The organism is Sphingomonas natans (assembly GCF_030546695.1).
Classification (GTDB): Bacteria; Pseudomonadota; Alphaproteobacteria; order Sphingomonadales; family Sphingomonadaceae; genus Sphingomonas_I; species Sphingomonas_I natans.
This window is the reverse complement of sequence record NZ_JAUOTP010000010.1, coordinates 130,211-148,838: the sequence shown is the minus strand read 5'-3', so window position 1 is coordinate 148,838 and position 18,628 is coordinate 130,211. Positions and strand designations below refer to the sequence as shown.

At 66.8% G+C, this 18,628-nt stretch carries 21 protein-coding genes, 1 tRNA gene and 2 pseudogenes; 18 read left to right on the top strand and 6 right to left on the bottom strand.

What is annotated here, in order from left to right; genetic code table 11:
* Positions 1–303: 303 nt before the first annotated feature.
* On the bottom strand, positions 304–1,722 hold the full coding sequence (locus tag Q4F19_RS18800; protein ID WP_303545929.1) for a M20/M25/M40 family metallo-hydrolase: 1,419 nt from the start codon (positions 1,720–1,722) through the stop codon (positions 304–306).
* A 367-nt stretch (positions 1,723–2,089) separates the two neighbouring features.
* Here Q4F19_RS18800 and Q4F19_RS18795 point away from each other — a divergent pair, with 367 nt between their 5' ends.
* The gene (locus Q4F19_RS18795; RefSeq protein WP_303545928.1) at positions 2,090–2,485 is read left to right on the top strand and encodes a hypothetical protein; all 396 of its coding nucleotides are present in this window, start codon (positions 2,090–2,092) and stop codon (positions 2,483–2,485) included.
* On the opposite strand, the gene Q4F19_RS18790 is transcribed toward Q4F19_RS18795, so the two are convergent.
* Complete coding sequence (locus Q4F19_RS18790; protein ID WP_303546091.1) at positions 2,467–4,218, bottom strand: fatty acyl-AMP ligase; 1,752 nt, start codon at positions 4,216–4,218, stop codon at positions 2,467–2,469. The two genes, Q4F19_RS18795 and Q4F19_RS18790, sit on opposite strands and share 19 nt — an antisense overlap.
* A 134-nt stretch (positions 4,219–4,352) precedes the next feature.
* Between Q4F19_RS18790 and Q4F19_RS18785 the strand changes: the two genes are divergently transcribed.
* The 6 genes and pseudogenes from Q4F19_RS18785 to Q4F19_RS18760 all read left to right on the top strand — a co-directional run.
* Positions 4,353–4,895: a regulatory protein RecX gene (locus tag Q4F19_RS18785; protein WP_303545926.1), complete on the top strand. Its 543-nt coding sequence runs from the start codon at positions 4,353–4,355 to the stop codon at positions 4,893–4,895.
* A gap of 109 nt (positions 4,896–5,004) precedes the next feature.
* Positions 5,005–5,598, top strand: coding sequence for a cold-shock protein (locus Q4F19_RS18780; RefSeq protein ID WP_431312428.1), 594 nt, complete (start codon positions 5,005–5,007; stop codon positions 5,596–5,598).
* Positions 5,595–6,059 carry a DUF192 domain-containing protein gene (locus tag Q4F19_RS18775; RefSeq protein ID WP_303545925.1) on the top strand — a complete coding sequence of 155 codons (465 nt, stop codon included), beginning with the start codon at positions 5,595–5,597 and terminating at the stop codon, positions 6,057–6,059. Before Q4F19_RS18780 ends, Q4F19_RS18775 begins: the two co-directional genes overlap by 4 nt.
* 72 nt (positions 6,060–6,131) lie before the next feature.
* Complete coding sequence (locus Q4F19_RS18770; protein ID WP_303545924.1) at positions 6,132–6,527, top strand: NADH:ubiquinone oxidoreductase subunit NDUFA12; 396 nt, start codon at positions 6,132–6,134, stop codon at positions 6,525–6,527.
* Positions 6,524–7,021: an outer membrane lipid asymmetry maintenance protein MlaD gene (gene mlaD / locus Q4F19_RS18765; RefSeq protein WP_303545922.1), complete on the top strand. Its 498-nt coding sequence runs from the start codon at positions 6,524–6,526 to the stop codon at positions 7,019–7,021. Before Q4F19_RS18770 ends, mlaD begins: the two co-directional genes overlap by 4 nt.
* Positions 7,022–7,227: 206 nt before the next feature.
* Positions 7,228–7,461: pseudogene (locus tag Q4F19_RS18760) on the top strand (DUF2155 domain-containing protein); the annotation flags it as partial.
* A gap of 32 nt (positions 7,462–7,493) precedes the next feature.
* Here Q4F19_RS18760 and aat read toward each other — a convergent pair.
* On the bottom strand, positions 7,494–8,237 hold the full coding sequence (aat, locus tag Q4F19_RS18755; RefSeq protein WP_303545921.1) for a leucyl/phenylalanyl-tRNA--protein transferase: 744 nt from the start codon (positions 8,235–8,237) through the stop codon (positions 7,494–7,496).
* Positions 8,238–8,498: 261 nt separating this feature from the next.
* On the opposite strand from aat, the gene Q4F19_RS18750 reads away from it, so the two are divergent.
* Entirely contained in the window at positions 8,499–9,539 is a 1,041-nt protein-coding gene (locus Q4F19_RS18750; protein ID WP_303545919.1) for an aspartate-semialdehyde dehydrogenase, read from the top strand.
* Positions 9,540–9,622: 83 nt separating this feature from the next.
* Here Q4F19_RS18750 and Q4F19_RS21535 read toward each other — a convergent pair.
* A pseudogene (locus Q4F19_RS21535) lies at positions 9,623–9,733 on the bottom strand (oxidoreductase-like domain-containing protein); the annotation flags it as partial.
* Positions 9,733–10,641, bottom strand: a complete 909-nt coding sequence (locus tag Q4F19_RS18745) for a LysR family transcriptional regulator (protein ID WP_303545917.1) — start codon at positions 10,639–10,641, stop codon at positions 9,733–9,735. The pseudogene Q4F19_RS21535 and the gene Q4F19_RS18745, both read right to left, overlap by 1 nt.
* Before the next feature lie 94 nt (positions 10,642–10,735).
* Here Q4F19_RS18745 and Q4F19_RS18740 point away from each other — a divergent pair, with 94 nt between their 5' ends.
* The 8 genes from Q4F19_RS18740 to Q4F19_RS18705 all read left to right on the top strand — a co-directional run bounded on the left by Q4F19_RS18740 (position 10,736) and on the right by Q4F19_RS18705 (position 15,123).
* Positions 10,736–11,611, top strand: coding sequence for an aldo/keto reductase family oxidoreductase (locus tag Q4F19_RS18740; RefSeq protein WP_303545915.1), 876 nt, complete (start codon positions 10,736–10,738; stop codon positions 11,609–11,611).
* Between the two features lie 148 nt (positions 11,612–11,759).
* Positions 11,760–11,835 (top strand) — tRNA-Trp (locus Q4F19_RS18735).
* 280 nt (positions 11,836–12,115) lie between these two features.
* The gene (secE, locus tag Q4F19_RS18730) at positions 12,116–12,316 is read left to right on the top strand and encodes a preprotein translocase subunit SecE (RefSeq protein ID WP_303545913.1); all 201 of its coding nucleotides are present in this window, start codon (positions 12,116–12,118) and stop codon (positions 12,314–12,316) included.
* A 16-nt stretch (positions 12,317–12,332) separates the two neighbouring features.
* The gene (gene nusG / locus Q4F19_RS18725; protein WP_303545911.1) at positions 12,333–12,872 is read left to right on the top strand and encodes a transcription termination/antitermination protein NusG; all 540 of its coding nucleotides are present in this window, start codon (positions 12,333–12,335) and stop codon (positions 12,870–12,872) included.
* A gap of 118 nt (positions 12,873–12,990) precedes the next feature.
* Positions 12,991–13,422, top strand: coding sequence for a 50S ribosomal protein L11 (gene rplK, locus Q4F19_RS18720; protein WP_303545909.1), 432 nt, complete (start codon positions 12,991–12,993; stop codon positions 13,420–13,422).
* Between the two features lie 3 nt (positions 13,423–13,425).
* Positions 13,426–14,130 (top strand): 50S ribosomal protein L1, encoded by a 705-nt coding sequence (gene rplA / locus Q4F19_RS18715; protein ID WP_303545907.1) that lies wholly within the window; start codon positions 13,426–13,428, stop codon positions 14,128–14,130.
* Between the two features lie 418 nt (positions 14,131–14,548).
* Positions 14,549–14,827, top strand: a complete 279-nt coding sequence (locus Q4F19_RS18710; protein WP_303545905.1) for a GlsB/YeaQ/YmgE family stress response membrane protein — start codon at positions 14,549–14,551, stop codon at positions 14,825–14,827.
* A gap of 2 nt (positions 14,828–14,829) precedes the next feature.
* The gene (locus Q4F19_RS18705; RefSeq protein WP_303545903.1) at positions 14,830–15,123 is read left to right on the top strand and encodes a hypothetical protein; all 294 of its coding nucleotides are present in this window, start codon (positions 14,830–14,832) and stop codon (positions 15,121–15,123) included.
* Positions 15,124–15,148: 25 nt separating this feature from the next.
* On the opposite strand, the gene Q4F19_RS18700 is transcribed toward Q4F19_RS18705, so the two are convergent.
* Positions 15,149–16,348: a polyhydroxyalkanoate depolymerase gene (locus tag Q4F19_RS18700; protein ID WP_303546087.1), complete on the bottom strand. Its 1,200-nt coding sequence runs from the start codon at positions 16,346–16,348 to the stop codon at positions 15,149–15,151.
* Between the two features lie 99 nt (positions 16,349–16,447).
* Between Q4F19_RS18700 and Q4F19_RS18695 the strand changes: the two genes are divergently transcribed.
* Both Q4F19_RS18695 and Q4F19_RS18690 read left to right on the top strand, forming a co-directional pair.
* Positions 16,448–17,098 carry a glutathione S-transferase family protein gene (locus Q4F19_RS18695; RefSeq protein ID WP_303545901.1) on the top strand — a complete coding sequence of 217 codons (651 nt, stop codon included), beginning with the start codon at positions 16,448–16,450 and terminating at the stop codon, positions 17,096–17,098.
* The gene (locus tag Q4F19_RS18690; protein WP_341850206.1) at positions 17,092–18,555 is read left to right on the top strand and encodes an NCS1 family nucleobase:cation symporter-1; all 1,464 of its coding nucleotides are present in this window, start codon (positions 17,092–17,094) and stop codon (positions 18,553–18,555) included. The genes Q4F19_RS18695 and Q4F19_RS18690 overlap by 7 nt, the downstream gene beginning before the upstream one ends.
* The last annotated feature ends 73 nt before the right edge of the window (positions 18,556–18,628 follow it).

Here is an 18,628-nt window from a genome sequence, read left to right as displayed (position 1 = left end):
TGTCGGGGCCCCGGGGGCCCTGTAGATCCAAGCCTCGGGTTTGCCGGCACGCCTTGACGCATCGCGAAGGGCGGCGAGGTGAGTGGACATCAGGCGGTCGGACCGTTCCTGCCACGTCGCTCCTTCGGCCCACGTCCCGATAGGGCTGTGATTGCCGTTTGCGGGTCGGTCAGCCTCGGCGGAGCGCCCGCGTGGGCGCACCACCTCGCGCAGCAGGACGGTCATGCTCCTGGCATGGCCTGAGCCGCGCGGCGGTTCAGCTACGCTCCGTCGGGGAGGCGCGGACGAACCGCTTGTCGGCGCCTACCGCCCGTCGGCGTAGGCCTTGACCAGATCATAGAGGAAGTCGCGCGCGACATAAGCGGACTTGACCGCGTGGCGCTCGTTCAGGCCGTGCGCGCCGTTGCCGTCGGGGTCGCCCCACGGGCCGGGCACACCGTAGGTCGGGATGCCGACGGGGGCCAGATAGGTCGCGTCGGTCGCGCCGGTCGACATGGTCGGAATCAGCGGCACGCCCGGGAAATAGCGCGCGACGAGCTTTTCGGCCGGGCCCATGATCTGCGGGGTCAAAGGCGGGGTGACCGCGACGGGGCGGAGACGGCCGACCATCGTCACCGCGATCTTCGGATCGGCGATCGCCTTCTCCAGCGCCGCCTTGGTCGTGTCGCCATCCTCGCCGGGCGCGATCCGGCAGTTGATCGTCGCGGTCGCGCGCTGCGGCAGCGCGTTCACCGCATGGCCGCCGGTGAGCATCGTCGCGACGCAGGTCGTGCGCAGCATCGAATTGAAGGTGCGATCGGCAATGACCGTCGCCTCGGCCGCCTTGTCGGACGGATCGGCCGAGAGCCGGATCATCGCCTTGCCGAGATCGTCGCCGCGCGCCGCGCCCGCTTTTGCGAAGAAGGCCTTGGTCGTCGCGTTGAAGCGGATCGGGAATTTCAGCGCGCGGACCTTCTCCAGCGCGTCGGACAATTCGTAGATCGCATTGTCGTCGATCGGGATCGAGCTGTGCCCGCCCGGATTGGTGGCGGTCAGTTCGTAGCTCCGGTTCGATTTCTCGCCGACCTGCATCGATTGGGTGACGAGCTTGCCCTTGCCGTCCGTGTCGCCGCCGCCGCCCTCGTTGATCGCGAACTCGGCGGCGATCAGATCGGCCTTGTTCTTGGAGAGCCACTCGGCGCCGTTCAGCCGCGCGCCCGATTCCTCGCCACAGGTCAACGCGAGCTTGATCGAGCGCTTCGGCTTGTAGCCCTCCGTCCTGAAACGCATCAGCGTATCGACCCAGATCGCGTCGATCACCTTCATGTCGGAGGTGCCGCGGCCATAGAAATAGCCATTTTCCTCGATGAAGGCGTATGGATCGCGCGTCCAATCCTCGCGCTTGGCATTGACCACGTCGAGATGGCCGAGCAGCAGCATCGGCTTGGCCTTCGGGTCGCTGCCCGGCAGCACCGCGACGAGCCCGCCGTCGAGCGGAAATTGCGGATCGGTGAAGAGGGTGATCTGCGCATCGGCGAAGCCCGCTGCCTTCAGATGCCCGGCGATCTTGCCTGCGAGCGCGGTGCAGCTGCCGGTCGAGACCGACGTGTCGGTCTCGACGAACTCCTTGTAGAGTGTGCGGAACGCGGTCTGGCCGGGTGTGGCCGCCGGGGCGGGGGCTTGGGCAAGCGCGGGGCCGGCGACCGCGAGCGTGCCGATTGCTGCCAGGACGTGCCGTTTCATCTGTGCTTCCCCATTCCCGATCGAAAGTCGCCGTCACGTATGGGGAGCTCCGAGCCGCTGTCAAACGCGCGTCCCGCGACGGGCGGTCGATCCGCGCACATCATCGGATGCTAGGATGTCGCGCGCCGCGTCTACGCCAGGCCCGTTCGCCTTGGCTTCGTGCGATCCCGGATTACTGCGAATAACGCGCAAGCAATAGCGTGTCGCGCGACACAATAGCCGCATTATCGGATCGGAAACGGCTTGTTTCTATCTCCCCGCTCGGCGGCAGCATGCGATGATGGTAAGCAGATTGACGAACCCGAGGGCCGTTGGAGCAGATGAGACAGTCACGATCGCGCCGGCGCGGGCCGGACAGGGCGGTATGATGCTCGACGTCGACATCGATGATCTTGGCATCCTCCGCGCGACCGGCATCGGCCACTGGTCGATTGCCGAGGTGGAGGCTTATTACGCGAAGCTCGGGACGCTCGTTGCCGCCCAGCGCGCTGCGCGGCGGCCGATCCGCGTCCTGATCGATGCGGTCGCGGCCGAACTGCAGCTCCCGCCAGTTCAGGCGCGGATCAACGCCCATGCCGAGCGGCTATACGAGCCCGGCGATCGCGTTGCGATCGTCGTCCGCAACAACCTCTTTAAAGCGCGCGGGCGCGACGTGGCGCCGGCGGATCGGGTTGTCTTCTTCTGCTCGCACAGCGCGGCGGAAACCTGGCTGCTGGCCTATGATCCCGGCCTGCGGGGCGGCGGTCAGGCCGCCAGATCGTAAGGCTGGATCTCGCCCGACAGATACAGGTTGCGCGCTTTCGCGCGGCTGAGCTTGCCCGAAGAGGTGCGCGGTAGCGTTTTCGGGGGCACGAGCTCGACGACGCAATTCATCCCGGTGATCGCGCGGACGCGCTCGCGGATCTCGTCGCGCAGGCGCGAGCGTTCCTCGGGATCGCTCGTCCGGCACTGTACCAGCACGGCGGGGGTTTCCTCGCCGCCCGGGGTCGTGATCGCGAACGCGGCGATGTCGCCCGCCTTGAAGCCGGGCAATTGCTCGACCGCCCACTCGATATCCTGCGGCCAGTGATTCTTGCCGTTGATGATGATCATGTCCTTGGCGCGGCCGACAATGTAGATGTAGCCGTCGCTCAGATAGCCCATGTCGCCCGTGTCGAGCCAACCATCGACGAGACAGGCATCGGTCGCCTCCTGATCGCGGAAATAGCCGACCATCACCGATGGGCCGCGGCACCAGACCTTGCCGATCGCGCGCTCGGGCAGGGTGCCGCCATCCTCGTCGCGGATCTGGATCTCCATTTCGCGCGCGGGCTTGCCGCAATTGACGATGGATCGGTAGCGGCGCGGGCGATCGAGCCCCTCGTCGCTGCCCGACAACTCGGTCTCCTCGACCAGTTCGATCACGATGCCCTCGCCCGGCGGCATGATCGAGACGGCAAGCGTCGCCTCGGCGAGTCCGTAGGAAGGGGTGAAGGCCTTGGCGTCGAAGCCGGCCTCGACGAAGGCATCGACGAACGCCTGCATCACGTCGGGCCGGATCATGTCGGCGCCGTTGCCCGCGAGCCGCCAGCGCGACAGATCGAAGCGGCCCGATCCCTTCATCTGGCTCGACATGCGCCGCGCGCAGATGTCGTAGCCGAAGGTCGGCGAATAAGAGAGCGTCGTGCCTGGATTGCGGCTGATCAGATCGAGCCAGGCGAGCGGGCGGCGCGCGAAATCCTCGGTCTTCAGATAATCGGCCGAGACCTGGTTGGCGACGGGCGAGAGCAGGCAGCCGACGAGCCCCATGTCGTGATACCAGGGCAGCCACGAGACGCAGCGATCGCCGTCGCGCACTTCCATGCCGATCGAATGCGCGGCGAGGTTGGACATGAGCGCAGTGTGCGTGATCGCGACGCCATGCGGGAAGCGCGTCGATCCGCTCGAATATTGAAGATAGGCGATGTCGTCGCCCGAGGCCTCGGGCAAGGCGATCGCGGGTGCGGGGAGGGCGGCCTGCGCCGCGTAGGAGCGCGCAGGCACCGCCTTCGCTGCGGCGGCGGCCTCGGCCATCGTCTCGAGCTCGCCCGGATAGAGCAGCAGCACCGGATCGGAGCTCGCCAGCTGGACGGCGAGCTGATCGATATAGGCTTCACGCCCGCCGAACGAGGTGGGCAACGGCAGCGGCACCGGCCAGGCACCGGCGTAGATGGCGCCGAAGAAGGCGGCTGCGAACTCGGTGCCCGTCTCGGCGAGCAGGGCAATGCGATCGCCGGGCTTGATGCCCGCCGCGATCAATCCGTACGCGCTCGCGATCGCGTCGGCGCGCAGCTCGGCAAAGGGATAAGCGCGCACCAGAGTGCCGCGCGGATCGTGAAAGTTCAGTCCGCGCGCGCCTTCGGCCGCATAATCGAGCGCGGCGCCCAATGTCGGGAAATCGGCATAGCGACGCGGAGGGCCATCATCGCTGGGGGTGCTGCGGAGAATCGCGGCGTCTTGTACCCCGTCGGCTCGCATTAAGGTCTCGCCCGAACTCACTTTTGTGGCAGCTCCAAAATCGCGCCGGGCCATGGAGCCCGGTATCACCAAACTTTAACCTATAAGCGGCGGCGCGTTCTAATTTCGACCGCCTTGTGGCACAAACGTGGCGGGTGAGACAGTCGGCGACACACAAAGAGGGGCGTGGCCCCCGCACGATGGACGCGGGGCGGCTGGAATCACTCGCGCTCCGCTATGTCGGCAAATATGCGACCACGCGCGCAAAACTGCGGGATTATCTGCTTCGCAAGCTCCGCGAAGCCGAGTGGCAGGGGCCCGTCGCGGCCGATATCGAGGGGCTCGTCGAGCGGATTTCGACGCTCGGCTATGTCGATGATCGCGCATTCGCCGTGCAGCGCGGCGCGGCGCTGGAGCGGCGGGGCTATGGTGCGCGCCGGATCGGCCTCGCGTTTCGCGCGGCGGGAATCGAGGCGGAAGACGGCGATGAGGCGCTCGCGACCGCGCGGGAAGGCGCGCTGGAGGCGGCACTGGCGCTGGCGCGACGCCGGCGCCTAGGGCCTTTCGCTTCCGTTCCGCCCGATCGCCCCGGTCGCGAGCGCGCCATCGCGACGCTGGTGCGTGCCGGTCACGATCCGGCGCTGGCCCGGCGCATCGTCTCCAGCGCGCCCGACGAGCTTCCAGTCGAGTGGCCCTGATCGCCGTTTTCGGGCTTTTTAGGCGAGAGACTTTCCTTTTTCGGGCCGAGTGCTAAGCTAACACTTTGTAGGCCATCTTCTGGCCGACTAAGGAATGCTTGAAATTCCAATGAGCGACGACGAGGCGGGGCGCGTACTCGCGACAGGAGAGGAACTGGACGAGGCTCGGCCGACCTTTACGGCGCCGGAGCCGGCGGCGGTTTGCGTCAGCGGTTCCGTCAAATGGTTCGATGGAACGCGCGGTTTCGGCTTCATGATCGGCGACGACGGCGAAGGCGATATCCTGATCCATTTCTCCGTCCTGCGCGAACATGATCGCCGGACGTTGCCCGAAGGCGCGCGCATCGTCTGCGAGGCGGTCGAACGCCAGCGCGGGCTGCAGGCGCGGCGGATCCTCAAGATCGATCTGTCGACCGCGATCGGTCCCGATGCCGATCTGATCGCCAAGAAGAATGCCGATCGCGTCGATCCGATTGCGCTGCTCGCGATCGCCGGCCCGTTCGAGCCCGTCGTCGTCAAATGGTTCAATCAGATCAAGGGCTATGGCTTCGTCCTCCGCCCCGGCACGACGCAGGACATCTTCGTCCATATGGAAACGGTCCGCCGCGCGGGCCTCGCCGAACTCGAGCCCGATGCGCCGCTGCGTGCGCGCATCGCCGAAGGGCGCAAGGGTCCGCTCGCCGTCGCGGTCGAAGCCGCGTGATCCTGCCCTTCCGCGCGGCGGCCGCTGCGCTCCTGCTGGTGGCAGCACCGGCCGCATCCCTTTCCGCCCAGTCGACGAATGTCGCCCAGTCGCTGAAGGCCGTGCCGCTGGTCATCACCAGCCACGGCAAGGCCCTGCGTTTCCAGGTCGAGGTCGCGCGAACGTCGGAGCAGCAGGAAATCGGGCTGATGTTCCGCAAGACGATGCCGGCCGATCACGGCATGATCTTCCCGATGAGCCCGCCGCGAGCTGTCAGCTTCTGGATGAAGAATACCTGGCTGCCGCTGGACCTCGTCTTCATCGGGCCCGACGGGCGAATCATCCGGATCGCGGAGAATGCGCAGCCGCTCTCGCTCGACCTCATCGAATGTGCCGAGCCGGTCGCGGCGGTGCTGGAACTGAACGGCGGGGCGGCCCGCAAGCAGGGAATAGCCGCGGGCGATCTCGTCCGCTGGCAATAATCGCGCATCGCCGCGCCGAACCGTGTCGCGCCCGGTTGCGCTCGCGCCCGGTAAGCGGCTAACGCGGCGCCCATGTCCGCGCTGATGAAGATCTTCACCTGGTGGGAGGGCGCCACGATCGGCACCCTTCTGTACAGCCGCCGCAATGGTCGCTCGGTCGGCACCGATGCGCTCGGCAACGCCTATTTCGAAACCAAGAAGATCACCGACGGCAAAAGCCGCCGCTGGGTCATCTACGAGGGCGCGAACGATGCGAGCCGCGTGCCGCCCGAATGGCATGGCTGGCTTCATCACACGACCGATCTCGTTCCCGAGGCGCTGCCGCCGGCGCGCGTCTGGGAAAAGGAATCGCTGCCCAATATGACCGGCACGCTCGGCGCCTATCGCCCGGCCGGCGCGCTGGAGCGCGGCGGCAATCGGGCGGCTGCCACCGGCGACTATGAAGCGTGGAGCCCGGGCAACCCATGAAGGGCCTGTTCCGCGAAAATGCGGGTGAAGCGATCGTCGGCCTGTTCGTCGTCATCCTCGCCGTCTTCTTCGTCCTCTTCGCCTGGAATCATACGGGCGGCGGTCAGCATACCGATGGCTACAAGGTCACCGCGCTGTTCCCGAACGCCGCGGGCGTGAATGTCGGCACCGATGTTCGCGTCGCGGGGCTCAAGATCGGCAGCGTCGCCGCGCAGAAGCTGGATCCGCAGAGCTTCCAGGTCGCGGTCACGCTCGCGCTGGATCCGGCGATCAAGCTGCCCGCGGACAGCAGCGCCTCGGTCACCTCCGAAGGCCTGCTCGGCAGCACCTTCGTCGCGCTGACGCCGGGCGGCTCGGAGACCGCGCTCAAGAATGGCGACACGATCACCGATACGCAGGGCGCGATGGATCTGATGGCGCTGATCGGCCAGTTCATCAACAAACCCAGCGCGCCCGCGGGGAGCGAGCAGGGGGCCGCGAGCCCGAAGCCGTGAGGTGGCGCCGGCCCGGCGCGCTCGCGCTGGCGGCGATCCTCGTCGGCGCCCTCGGGCTCGGCGCGGCGGTCGCGATCCAGTCGCCTGCGAACGAGAATGAGACCGCGCCGCTCGTGCCCGATGCCGCGCTTGCCAACGAGAGCGCCCCTGCCGCGAAGGCTGCTTCCAGGCCGGCGGCGCCCCCACTCTCGAAGACCGACACGCCGATGGCCGAGCGCGTCGCCGTGATCGGCGTGCTCAACAAGCGCGACGGCGTGTCGCGCGATCTGACGATGCGCCCCGGCGAGGTGAAGCGCATCGGCCCGCTGATCGTACGGCTGCGCGCCTGCGACCAGACCGCCGATTGGGAGCCCGAACAGCTGACCGGCGCCTTCCTCCAGGCCGATCTGCACGGCGCGGACGGCCAATGGCGGCGGATCTTCTCGGGTTGGCTCTACAAGGAGAGCCCGTCGCTCAACGTCGTCGAAAATTCCTATTGGGACGTCTGGCCCAAGAGCTGCACGATGCGGCATGCCGAGACCGGGCCGAACACCGTCGTCGCCGGGTCGACGTCTGGCGCGCCGCGGTCGAGTGCGAGGAAGTCGGCCGATCCGGCCGCGACGAAGCCCGATGCCGAGACGGCCGAGCCCAGGCCAAGCGCAGTGTCCAACAGCGCGACATAATCGCCGCGCCCGATCTCGATCGCACCCAGCGAGGCGAGATGATCGGTCTGGAACTGGCAGTCGAGCAGCAGGAAGCCGCCGACCCTCAATCGCGCGACGAGATGCGCGAGCGCGACCTTCGAGGCGTCGGTCGCCCGGCTGAACATGCTCTCGCCGAAAAAGGCCGCGCCGAGCCGCACGCCATAAAGACCGCCGACGAGCCGGCCATTGGCCGGATCGCCCTCCCAGGTTTCGATCGAATGCGCATAGCCGCGCCGGTGGAGCTCGCCATAAGCGGACTCGATCTGCGGATTGATCCAGGTGTCGGGGCGGAGCGGCGTCGGCTCCGCGCACAGCCGCACAACGTCTCCGAACGCGCGGTCAGCGGTGGTCGTGAAGCGTCCCGAGCGAAGCGTCTTGGCGAGGCTGCGCGACAGATGGAAACCGTCGAGCGGCAGCACGCCGCGCTTCTTCGGCTCGACCCAAAAGACGTCGTCGGCCTCGCGGCTGTTCGACATCGGAAAGACGCCGACCGAGTAAGCACGCAGCAGCAGGTCGGGATCGAGCGCGGCCATGCCCGTAACATAGCGCAGCCGCGCACGCCGCGCCACGATCCTGCGGGTCTTTACGAATCCGCGCCGGCCCGCTAACCGCGCCGGCGATGTCCACGGTCCTGATCAAAGCGATTAGCACGAAGCCGACCCGCATGTGCGGGGCGGTTCGGGCTGCGCTTGGGCTTCACGGCTAAGCGATCCCGGACAGAGCCCCGCCGAGCGCGGGGCGGCCACAGGCCAGATCAGATCCCCGCGCCTCCGCAAAACAGGAGACGCATTTCGATGACCAACTTCCAGAATGGCCGCCCCAACGTGGGCGTCGTCGGCGCGACCGGCCTCGTCGGCACGATGATGATCAAGCTGCTCGTCGAGCGCGGCCTGCCTTACGCCGCGCTGCGCCTGTTCGCCTCCGCGCGCTCGGCGGGCAAGGTCGTCCCCGTCGCCGGGCAGGACGTCGTGGTCGAGGATGCCGCGACCGCCGATTTCTCGGGCCTCGACATCGTCTTCTTTTCGGCGGGGGGCGCGACGTCGAAGGCGCTCGCGCCGAAGGTGGCGGCGGCGGGCGCGATCGTGATCGACAACAGCTCGGCCTGGCGCAGCGATCCGGACGTGCCGCTCGTCGTGGCGGAAGTAAACCCGCATGCGCTCCGCTCGATCCCCAAGGGCATCGTCGCCAATCCGAACTGCACGACGATGGCGGCGATGCCCGTGCTGAAGCCGCTCCATCAGGCGGCCGGGCTCAAGCGGCTCGTCGTCAGCACCTATCAGGCGGTGTCGGGCGGCGGACTCGAAGGCGTAGAGATATTGCGCGACCAGATCGTTGCGGGCGTCGGGGCCTGTGCCGATCTCGCCGCGGACGGCGGCGCGGTCGATCTCGGGCCGGTGCGCAAGTGGGCGGTGCCCGCGGCCTATAATGTCGTGCCGCTCAATTATGTCCTCGGCGAGGACGGCTATACCGAAGAGGAATTGAAGCTGCGCGACGAGACACGCAAGATCCTGGAACTGCCCGAGCTCCCCGTCTCGGGCACGTGCGTGCGCGTCCCCGTCTTCACCGGCCATTCGCTGTCGATCAATGCCGAGTTCGATCGCGCGGTCTCGGTCAATGCCGCGCTCGCCTTGCTGGCGGCGGCGCCCGGCGTCGTCGTCACCGAAGTGCCCAATCCGCTCGCGGCGACGGGGCAGGATCCGGTCTTCGTCGGCCGCGTCCGCCCCGATCCGACCGTGCCGCACGGGCTGGCCTTGTTTGTCGTCGGCGACAATCTGCGCAAGGGCGCGGCGCTCAACGCGGTCCAGATCGCCGAGGTGCTGATCGCGCAGGCATAGGCTTCGCAGGGGGCCGTCAGCAGTTCCGCCACGGCGTGGCATCCGGAATGGCGGGCGGCTCCAGCCCGCGCGCGCATCGCCACCCGCCAGCGCGCGAGCGCGTCGTTATAATAATCAAAGATGCACGGGCAGCAGCCGCGCCCGCAGCATTCGTACGGCTCGGGCCGTGCGGGCGGGGCGGGTGGCGCGTCCATCAGTCCCACGTCCCCTGTGCGCGGACGAAATCGACGAAGGCGCGCAGTGGGGCGGGCAGATGGCGGCGGCCCGGATAATAAAGGAATGGCCCCGAAAAGCCCTGCCACCAGTCCTCCAGCACCGGCTCCAGGTCGCCGCGGTCGAGATAGGGCCGCAGCCAATCCTCGAACAGCATGATCACGCCCGTGCCCGCCAGCGCCGCCTCGACCGCGAGATCCACCGCCGCGCCGATGCGGACGACGAGCGGCCCGGTCGGATCGATCTTTACGATCTCGCTGGCGCGCTCATACTCCCAGATCGTCATGCCTCCGCTTGAATGGCGACCGGCCAGGCAGGCGTGGCCGAGCAGATCGCGCGGATGTTTGGGGCGCCCGCGTCGATCGAGGTAAGCGGGCGCGGCGGCGGTGGCGAAGCGCTGCCTGCGCGGGCCGATCGGGATCGCGATCATGTCCTGCTCCAGCCGCTCGTCATAGCGGATGCCCGCGTCGCAGCCGGCCGCGAGGATGTCGACGAAACCGTCCTCGGCGGTCACCTCCAGGCGGATATCGGCAAAGGCCGCGAGGAAGGGCGGGACGATGCGCGAGAGGACGAGGCGCGAAACGCTCACCGGCACGTTGAGCCGGAGCGTGCCCATCGGCCGATCGCGAAAGCCGTTGACCACGTCGAGCGCGGATTCGACCTCGCCGAGCGCGGGGCCGAGCCGCTCCAGCAGCATCGCCCCCGCCTCGGTCGGGGCGACGCTGCGCGTCGTCCGGTTGAGCAGGCGCACGCCAAGTCGCGTCTCCAGCCGGCGCACCGCCTCGCTCAGCCCAGAGGCACTGCCGCCGGTGGCCCGCGCGCCCTCGCGAAAGCCGCCCGCGCGCGCCACCGCGACGAAGGCCGCCAGTTCGCTCAGATCCGCCGCCATTGTTCGCCCTTTCGCACGGCCCGTGCCGATTGGATCCTGTTATCGCGCAGGGTCGCCCTGTCCATATGCGCTGTCGACATTCAGGAGACTTGCCATGACGGACATCAGCAAAGCCGGCACCTTCACGCTCGGCGGCCGCAATGTGAAGCGCCTCGGCTATGGCGCGATGCAGCTCGCCGGCCCGGGCGTGTTCGGTCCGCCGAAGGATCGCGGCGCCGCGGTCGCGGTGCTGCGCGCGGCGATCGAGGCCGGCGTCGATCATATCGACACGAGCGATTTCTACGGGCCGCACGTCACCAACCAGATCATCCGCGAGGCGCTGCATCCCTATCGCGACGATCTCGTCATCGTCACCAAGATCGGCGCGATGCGCGGCGACGATGCTTCGTGGAACCCGGCTTTCTCGGCCGACGAGCTGACGAGCGCGGTTCACGACAATCTGCGCAATCTCGGCCTCGACGTGCTGGACGTGGTCAACCTGCGCCTCATGTTCGGCATCCACGAGCCGGCCGAGGGCTCGCTCGAGGCGCTGCTGACCGCGCTCGCCGAACTGCAGCGGCAGGGCCTCGTTCGCCATATCGGCCTCAGCAACGTCACGCCGGCGCAGGTCGAGGAGGGGCGCGGCATCGCCGAGATCGTCTGCGTGCAGAATCTCTACAATCTCGCGCATCGCGAGGACGAGGCACTGCTCGACAGGCTCGCCGCCTCGGGCACCGCCTACGTGCCCTTCTTCCCGCTCGGCGGCTTCACCCCGCTGCAATCGACGGCTCTGTCCGATGTCGCCGCCGGGCTCGGCGCGACGCCGATGCAGGTTGCGCTGGCCTGGCTGCTCCAGCGCGCGCCGAACATATTGCTCATCCCCGGCACCTCGTCGGCCGCGCACCTGCGCGAAAACCTGGCAGCGGCCGATCTCGTCCTGCCGGCCGAAGCGATCGCGACTTTGGACGCCATTGCGGGCGCCACCGCCTGAACCCGTTCGGTTCGAGCGCAGTTCGAGCGAAGTCGAGAAGCGCCCGTCGAGAACGCGAACGGAGGGGGAGTGAGCGGGATGACGAGCGCCGCGGTCTGCGGGCTTGCACCCCATCGCCCCCCCCGCTATGCGGCCCACGCCTCTGCGGAGGAGTGTAGCTCAGTTGGTAGAGCATCGGTCTCCAAAACCGAGGGCCGTGGGTTCGAGTCCCTCCACTCCTGCCATTCTTCATGGCGATCGGCAGATGCCGTCATCCTGAACTTGTTTCAGGATCCATGACCTGTCCGCGACGCGCGCGCGACGGCGATGTCGGTTCCTGGATGCTGAAACAAGTTCAGCATGACAGGAGGCGGAGTCCGGGACGGTAGGCCACCCGCTTGCGTCGAACCGCGCTTAGGGGTATCTGCCCGCCCAATCCGAAAGCGTGGATGGATCGCGCCGGCTCCGATGAGGACCGGGCGGCGGTCCCATGTTCATTTTCGGAAAACAAGGAAGAAGCACGCCGTGGCGAAGGTCAGTCCCACCGAATTCATCAGCCAGGTGAAGGCCGAGACCGCCAAGGTCTATTGGCCGAGCCGCCGCGAAACGGTGATGACCGCTGTCATGGTCGTCGTGCTGACGCTCACGCTCGGTGTCTTCTTCTTCGCTGTCGATTGGGGTTTCAGCCGGATCGTGAAGTTCCTGCTGTCGCTCGTCCAGGGTTAAGGGCTCGCATAGAACAATGTCGCGCTGGTATATCATCCACGCTTATTCGGGCTTCGAAAACAAGGTGAAGGATCAGATCCTCACCGACGCGACCCGGCTCGGTCTCGAGACGCTCGTCGAAGCCGTCGAAGTCCCGACCGAGAAGGTCACCGAGGTTCGTCGCGGCAAGAAGGTGACGTCGGATCGCAAATTCTTCCCGGGCTATGTCCTCGCGAAGCTCGCGATGAACGACGACGTCTATCACCTCGTCAAGAACACGCCGAAGGTCACGGGCTTCCTCGGTTCCTCGGGCAAGCCGCAGCCGATCTCGGACGCCGAGGCCGCGCGCATCCTGAACACCAAGGAGGAGGCCGCCGCGGCCCCCGCCAAGACGAAGATCAAGGTCGATTTCGACATCGGCGATTCGGTCAAGGTGCTGGACGGCCCGTTCGCGACCTTCAACGGCCTCGTCGAGGAGCTCGATTTCGATCGCAGCCGCGTCAAGGTCTCGGTCTCGATCTTCGGCCGCGCGACTCCGGTCGAGCTCGAATTCGAGCAGGTCGAACGCGTCAAATAAGTTTGGTTGAGGGTGTCCGCATCCCTCAACTTCCTCAACTTCGGGTCGTCCCCGGAGCATCGTTGCGGGAGGCAGGCTTCGGTCCGCCGTTAGCACCGCTAAGCCATAGGAGGTAAACATGGCGAAGAAGATTACCGGTTACATCAAGCTGCAGGTGCCGGCCGGCAAGGCCAATCCGTCCCCGCCGATCGGCCCCGCGCTCGGTCAGCGCGGCGTCAACATCATGGAATTCTGCAAGGCGTTCAACGCGCAGACGGCCGGCGAGGCCGTCGGCACGCCGCTGCCGACCGTGATCACCGTCTATGCCGATCGCTCTTTCTCGTTCGAGACGAAGACGCCGCCGGCGACGTATCTGATCAAGCAGGCCGCCGGCCTCAAGTCGGGCTCGAAGGAGCCGGGCAAGGTCTCCGCGGGCACGATCAAGCGTTCGCAGCTGTCCGAGATCGCGACTGCGAAGATGAAGGATCTCAACGCCAACGATATCGATGCGGCGACGAAGATCATCGAAGGCTCCGCCCGCGCGATGGGCCTCGAAGTTGTGGAGGGCTGATCGATGCTGAAGCCGAAGAACCTGACCAAGAAGGCCAAGGCACTGGCCGAGACCATCGACCGCGAGAAGCTGTATGGCGTGAACGAGGCGATCGCCCTCGCGCGCACCAACGCCACCGCCAAGTTCGACGAGACGATCGAGGTTGCGCTCAATCTCGGCGTCGATCCGCGCCACGCCGATCAGATGGTCCGCGGCGTCGTCAATCTGCCGAAGGGCACGGGCAAGGACGTCCGCGTCGCCGTGTTCGCACGTGGCGCCAAGGCTGAGGAAGCCACGGCCGCCGGCGCGGAGATCGTCGGTGCGGAAGACCTGCTCGAGACGATCCAGGGCGGCACGGTCGATTTCGATCGCTGCATCGCCACCCCGGACATGATGGGCCTCGTCGGCCGCCTTGGTAAGGTGCTGGGTCCGAAGGGCCTGATGCCGAACCCGAAGCTCGGCACGGTCACGATGAACGTCGCGCAGGCGGTCAAGGACGCCAAGGGCGGCCAGGTCGAATACCGCGTCGAGAAGGCTGGCATCATCCACTCGGGCATCGGCAAGGCGTCGTTCCCGGCGGAAGATCTGCGCGCCAATTTCGATGCGCTGGTCGATGCGGTCGTCAAGGCCAAGCCAACGGGCGCCAAGGGCAAGTATCTGAAGAAGATCGCCGTCAGCTCCTCGATGGGCCCGGGCATCAAGGTCGATGTCGCGGAAATCGCGATCTGATCTTTCTATCCTGACAAACAGGAAGGGCCGGGGAGCGATCCCCGGCCCTTTTTGTTTCGGGCAAGTCGCGGGGAGCCGACGCGTCGTCGCGGCTCGCGATTCGATCAGCCGTTCCAGCGCGGAGGCCGGCGCCCCGCAGCGCCTTTGGCTGTTGCGGGGCGCGCATAGGCCGGATGGCATCCTCTCGCCGGCCAGGCGCTCTGATAGACCGGTCTCGAGCCAAAAAAAAGGGCCGGCCCGAAGGCCAGCCCTGAAGTCTAGGAGAGGATGCCTGAAAGGCAGGATCGTGATGACGCATACGTCAGGCGGATGCAAATGTATTTTGTGCATCGCAGCAAACAATCTGTGCATGCACGACGGCGGCGGAACGATCTGGCATGTCCGGCCTTCTGCCAGAGAACGACACAGGAGCGCCAAAATGCACACGATCGTGGGGAGCGACAGCGTCTTGCTCGCCTTCATCATCTGGATCGTCGTCGGGGCGATCATCGGCTGGCTCGCGGGTCTGCTCGTCCAGGGCGGCGGCTTCGGCTTCGTTCTCGATGCGCTGATCGGGATCCTCGGGTCGGTCGTCGCCGGCTGGCTGTTTCCGCGCCTCGGCTTCACGCTCGGCGGGGGGCTGATCGGCGCGATCCTCGCCTCGGTGATCGGCGCGGTGATCGTCGCCGTCGCGGTCCGCCTGCTCAGACGGATCTGAGCATGACCGAGATGATCGAACGGATCGCGCGCATCCTGTGCGGCCTTGCCGGCGGTTCGGCCGAGCCACAGGACGAGCCGTCGGCGGAGCAGCCTGCGAGCGAGCCGGATTGGCATTCGTTCGTGCCTGTGGCGCGGACCGTCCTCGCCGCCCTGCGCGAGCCGACCGCCGAGATGGCGGCGGCTGGCGGGGAATATTTCGAGGAAGGCGCCGACAAGCAGAACCGGTTCGCGGCGGCGATCGTCTATGGCGCGATGATCGAGGCCGGGCTCGGCGAGGCCGCGGACCGCGCGTGAGCCGATATCAGTCGCGCTGGCCGGTTCAGTTGACCGCGAGCACCAGGCTCTTCACCTGTGGATAGACCTGCGTCTCCCATTTGCGGCCCGAGAACAGGCCGTAATGGCCGACGCCTGGCTGGAGATGATGCCGCTTCAGATGCGCGCGCAGCGACGAGCAGAGATCGTGGGCCGCCGCGGTCTGTCCGACCGCGCAGATATCGTCGCGCTCGCCTTCGACCGTCAGCAGGGCGGTCTTGCGGATCCTGCCCGGCTGGACGCGCGTACCGCGATAGTCGAGCTCGCCCTTGGCCAGCAGCGCGCGCTGGAACACGCGATCGACCGTTTCCAGATAGAATTCGGCGGTCAGGTCCAGCACCGCGAAATATTCGTCGTAGAAATGGCGGATGACCGTGCCGTCCTCGCCATCGGCGAGCTGCTGATAGAGCTTGCGATGTTGCGCCATGTGGCGGCCCATGTTCATCGACAGGAAGGCGCCGAGCTGCATGAAGCCCGGATAGACCTTGCGGCCGCGCCCTTTGTAGCGGAGCGGCACACGGCTGATCAGCTGCTTGCTGAACCACGATAGCGGCTTCGAGGTCGCGAGGCGGTTGACCGCGGTCGGCGCGATGCGCGTGTCGACCGGGCCGCCCATCAGCGTCATCGAGCGCGGCTGGCAGGGATGATCCTGCTCGGCCATCACCGCGACCGCGACGAGCGCCTGCACGCAGGGCTGGCACACAGCGATCAGGTTCGCGCCAGGGCCGATCTCCTCAAGGAAGCGGATCACATAATCGACATACTCGTCGAAGCCGAACGGGCCAGCTGACAGCGGCACGTCGCGCGCATTCTTCCAGTCGGTGATATAGACATCGTGATCGCACAGCAGGGTCGCGGCGGTATCGCGCAGCAAGGTCGCGAAATGGCCCGAGAGCGGGGCGATGATCAGCATCTTGGGCTTGGGGCGTGAATCCTCGCGCACGAAGCGCAGCAGATTGCCGAACGGGAGTGACAGCACGACTTCCTCGTGCACTCCGAGCAGCCGGTTGCCCGAAGCGACCGTGTCGATGTGGAACGGCGGGCGGCGGTGCGTGAGTTTGGTCTCGGCGATCATGTGCGCCATCGCCATCGCGCTGCGACCCGCGGGCAAGGTGTTAGTCGCCGCCTCGTTCAGCAGGCTCAGCCGCGCGCCGAACCTTACGGGCTTCATGCAATCGGTGAAGGTCTGGTAGGTCTTGTACAGCATCGATGCGGACGTTCCCCAAACCGTGGGCATGGGTCTAGGCATTTTTGCTGCAGTGCGCCACAATTACGAACACCGTGGCGGCACGGAAGAGGGTGGGCCATGAGCGCGACGCTGACGATTTCGAGCAAGAATTATTCGTCCTGGTCGCTGCGCGGCTGGCTGTTGTGCAAGCTCGCCGGGCTTGAGGTGACCGAACAGGTCGTTCCTGTCGATGCCGATTCGCGCGCTGAGCTGCTGCTGCTGTCGCCTTCGGTGCGCGTGCCGCGGCTCACGCATGACGGGGTCGAGGTGTGGGACACGCTCGCGATCGCCGGCTATCTCAACGAGGTGTTTCCGGAGGCGGGCATGTATCCCGCCGATCCGAAGGCCCGCGCGCATTGCCGCTCGATCACCGGCGAGATCCATTCGGGCTTCTTCAATCTGCGCTCTGCGCTGCCGATGAACCTCCATTCGCAGTTCAAGAGCTTCAAGGTCTTCGCCGGCGCGCGACCCGATATCGATCGGATCGAGGAGATCTGGGGCGATTGCCTGGCGCGCTATGGCGGCCCGTTCCTGTTTGGCGCCACGCCGACGATCGCGGACGCCATGTTCGCCCCCGTCGCAACGCGATTCACGACATATGACGTCGCGCTCGGCGAGCCGGCGGCCGCCTATCGCGATACGATCATGGCCTGGGCGCCGATGCAGGAATGGATCACTGCCGCTAAGGCCGAGCCGGTCGAGATGCAGGAACTCGAGGTGGAATTCTGAGCCCGCCGAACGCAGGCGCGGAGCCTGCTCCCAGCCTGTGGAACCCCGATCTCGCGCCGACCACGTCCGCACAGCGGACCTGGATCTGGTGTCACTTCGCCGCGCTCTGGGTCGGCATGGTCGTCGCGGTGCCGAGCTGGATGCTGGCCTCGGGTCTGATCGAACAGGGCATGTCGGCCAAGCAGGCTGCGCTCACCGTCCTGCTCGGCAATTTGATCCTGCTCGTCCCGCTGACGCTGATCGGGCATGCCGGGGCACGTTATGGCGTTCCGTTCGCCGTGCTCGTCCGCGCTTCGTTCGGCACGCGGGGCGCGCGCGTGCCTGCGGTCGCGCGCGCGCTGGTTGCGTGCGGCTGGTATGGCATCCAGACGTGGATCGGCGGCGAGGCTCTGCTGACCCTGCTCGGCATCCTGCTCCGCCGCGATCTCGCAGGCGCGCCCCTGCCCGGGCTAGGAATTGGCATCGGCCAGCTCGCAGGCTTCCTCGTCTTTTGGCTGATCCAGCTTTTGTTCGTGGCCAAGGGGCTGACGACGATCCGCCGGCTGGAGACCTGGACCGCGCCGATCAAGATCGCGGTGTGCGCGGCACTGGTCTGGTGGGCGGTGGATCGCGCGGGCGGGCTCGGCCCGATCTTCGCGTCGCCCTCCGCCTTCGCGCCGGGCGGGTTCAAGGCAGGGCAATTCTGGACGGCGTTCTGGCCCACGTTGACGGCAATGGTCGGCTTCTGGGGGACGCTGGCGCTGAACATCCCCGATTTCACGCGGTTCGCGCGCAGCCAGCGCGATCAGATGATCGGACAGGCGATGGGCCTGCCGCCGACGATGGGGCTGATCGCGCTCGCCAGCGTCATCACCACCTCGGCCACCGTCGTCATCTACGGGCAGGCGATCTGGGATCCGGTGAAGCTTGCCGGAACGCTCTCGGGCCCGTTCGTGCTGCTCGGGCTGATCGTGATCAGCATCGACACGATCAGCTGCAACATCGCCGCCAACCTCGTCTGCTCGGCCTATGATTTCTCGTCGCTGGCGCCGTCGCGCATCTCGTATCGTACCGGCGCGCTGATCAGCAGCGTGACCGGCATCCTGATGATGCCGTGGAAATTGCTCGCGACGACGGGCGGCTTCATCTTCGTTTGGCTGACGGGTTACGGCGCGCTGCTCGGGCCGATCGCGGGCATCCTAATCGCCGATTACTGGATCGTCCGCCGCGGCGTGATCGAGGTCGATGCGCTCTATCGCGAGGACGGCGCTTATCGTTACCGAGGTGGCTGGAACCCTGCGGCGCTCATCGCCTTCGCTTTGGGCGTTGCGCCCAATCTGCCGGGGTTCGTCGCGACCGCCTTTCCCAGCGTGGCCGGCGGGATCGGCGGGTTCTGGACCGGGCTTTATGCTTATGCCTGGTTTGTCGGGCTCGGCGTCGCCTTGCTCAGCTACGCGCTGATGATGCGCCGCCGCTGACGCAGAAAGCAGAAAGGAGGACCGGGTTGCCCCGGCCCTCCTTCTTGTTCCCGTCGCGCAGGCGCGATCGAGT

Excerpts from the sequence above, each read along its gene's own strand:
- Q4F19_RS18705 (WP_303545903.1), top strand. The coding sequence starts at position 14,830 with ATGACCGAGATGATCGAACGGATCGCGCGCATCCTGTGCGGCCTTGCC.
- Q4F19_RS18740 (WP_303545915.1), top strand. The coding sequence starts at position 10,736 with ATGACGGACATCAGCAAAGCCGGCACCTTCACGCTCGGCGGCCGCAAT.
- Q4F19_RS18795 (WP_303545928.1), top strand. The coding sequence starts at position 2,090 with ATGCTCGACGTCGACATCGATGATCTTGGCATCCTCCGCGCGACCGGC.
- mlaD (WP_303545922.1), top strand. The coding sequence starts at position 6,524 with ATGAAGGGCCTGTTCCGCGAAAATGCGGGTGAAGCGATCGTCGGCCTG.
- Q4F19_RS18770 (WP_303545924.1), top strand. The coding sequence starts at position 6,132 with ATGTCCGCGCTGATGAAGATCTTCACCTGGTGGGAGGGCGCCACGATC.
- Q4F19_RS18780 (WP_431312428.1), top strand. The coding sequence starts at position 5,005 with ATGAGCGACGACGAGGCGGGGCGCGTACTCGCGACAGGAGAGGAACTG.
- nusG (WP_303545911.1), top strand. The coding sequence starts at position 12,333 with ATGTCGCGCTGGTATATCATCCACGCTTATTCGGGCTTCGAAAACAAG.
- aat (WP_303545921.1), bottom strand. The coding sequence starts at position 8,237 with ATGGCCGCGCTCGATCCCGACCTGCTGCTGCGTGCTTACTCGGTCGGC.
- rplK (WP_303545909.1), top strand. The coding sequence starts at position 12,991 with ATGGCGAAGAAGATTACCGGTTACATCAAGCTGCAGGTGCCGGCCGGC.
- Q4F19_RS18695 (WP_303545901.1), top strand. The coding sequence starts at position 16,448 with ATGAGCGCGACGCTGACGATTTCGAGCAAGAATTATTCGTCCTGGTCG.
- Q4F19_RS18745 (WP_303545917.1), bottom strand. The coding sequence starts at position 10,641 with ATGGCGGCGGATCTGAGCGAACTGGCGGCCTTCGTCGCGGTGGCGCGC.
- Q4F19_RS18750 (WP_303545919.1), top strand. The coding sequence starts at position 8,499 with ATGACCAACTTCCAGAATGGCCGCCCCAACGTGGGCGTCGTCGGCGCG.
- rplA (WP_303545907.1), top strand. The coding sequence starts at position 13,426 with ATGCTGAAGCCGAAGAACCTGACCAAGAAGGCCAAGGCACTGGCCGAG.
- Q4F19_RS18800 (WP_303545929.1), bottom strand. The coding sequence starts at position 1,722 with ATGAAACGGCACGTCCTGGCAGCAATCGGCACGCTCGCGGTCGCCGGC.
- Q4F19_RS18700 (WP_303546087.1), bottom strand. The coding sequence starts at position 16,348 with ATGCTGTACAAGACCTACCAGACCTTCACCGATTGCATGAAGCCCGTA.
- Q4F19_RS18710 (WP_303545905.1), top strand. The coding sequence starts at position 14,549 with ATGCACACGATCGTGGGGAGCGACAGCGTCTTGCTCGCCTTCATCATC.
- Q4F19_RS18790 (WP_303546091.1), bottom strand. The coding sequence starts at position 4,218 with ATGCGAGCCGACGGGGTACAAGACGCCGCGATTCTCCGCAGCACCCCC.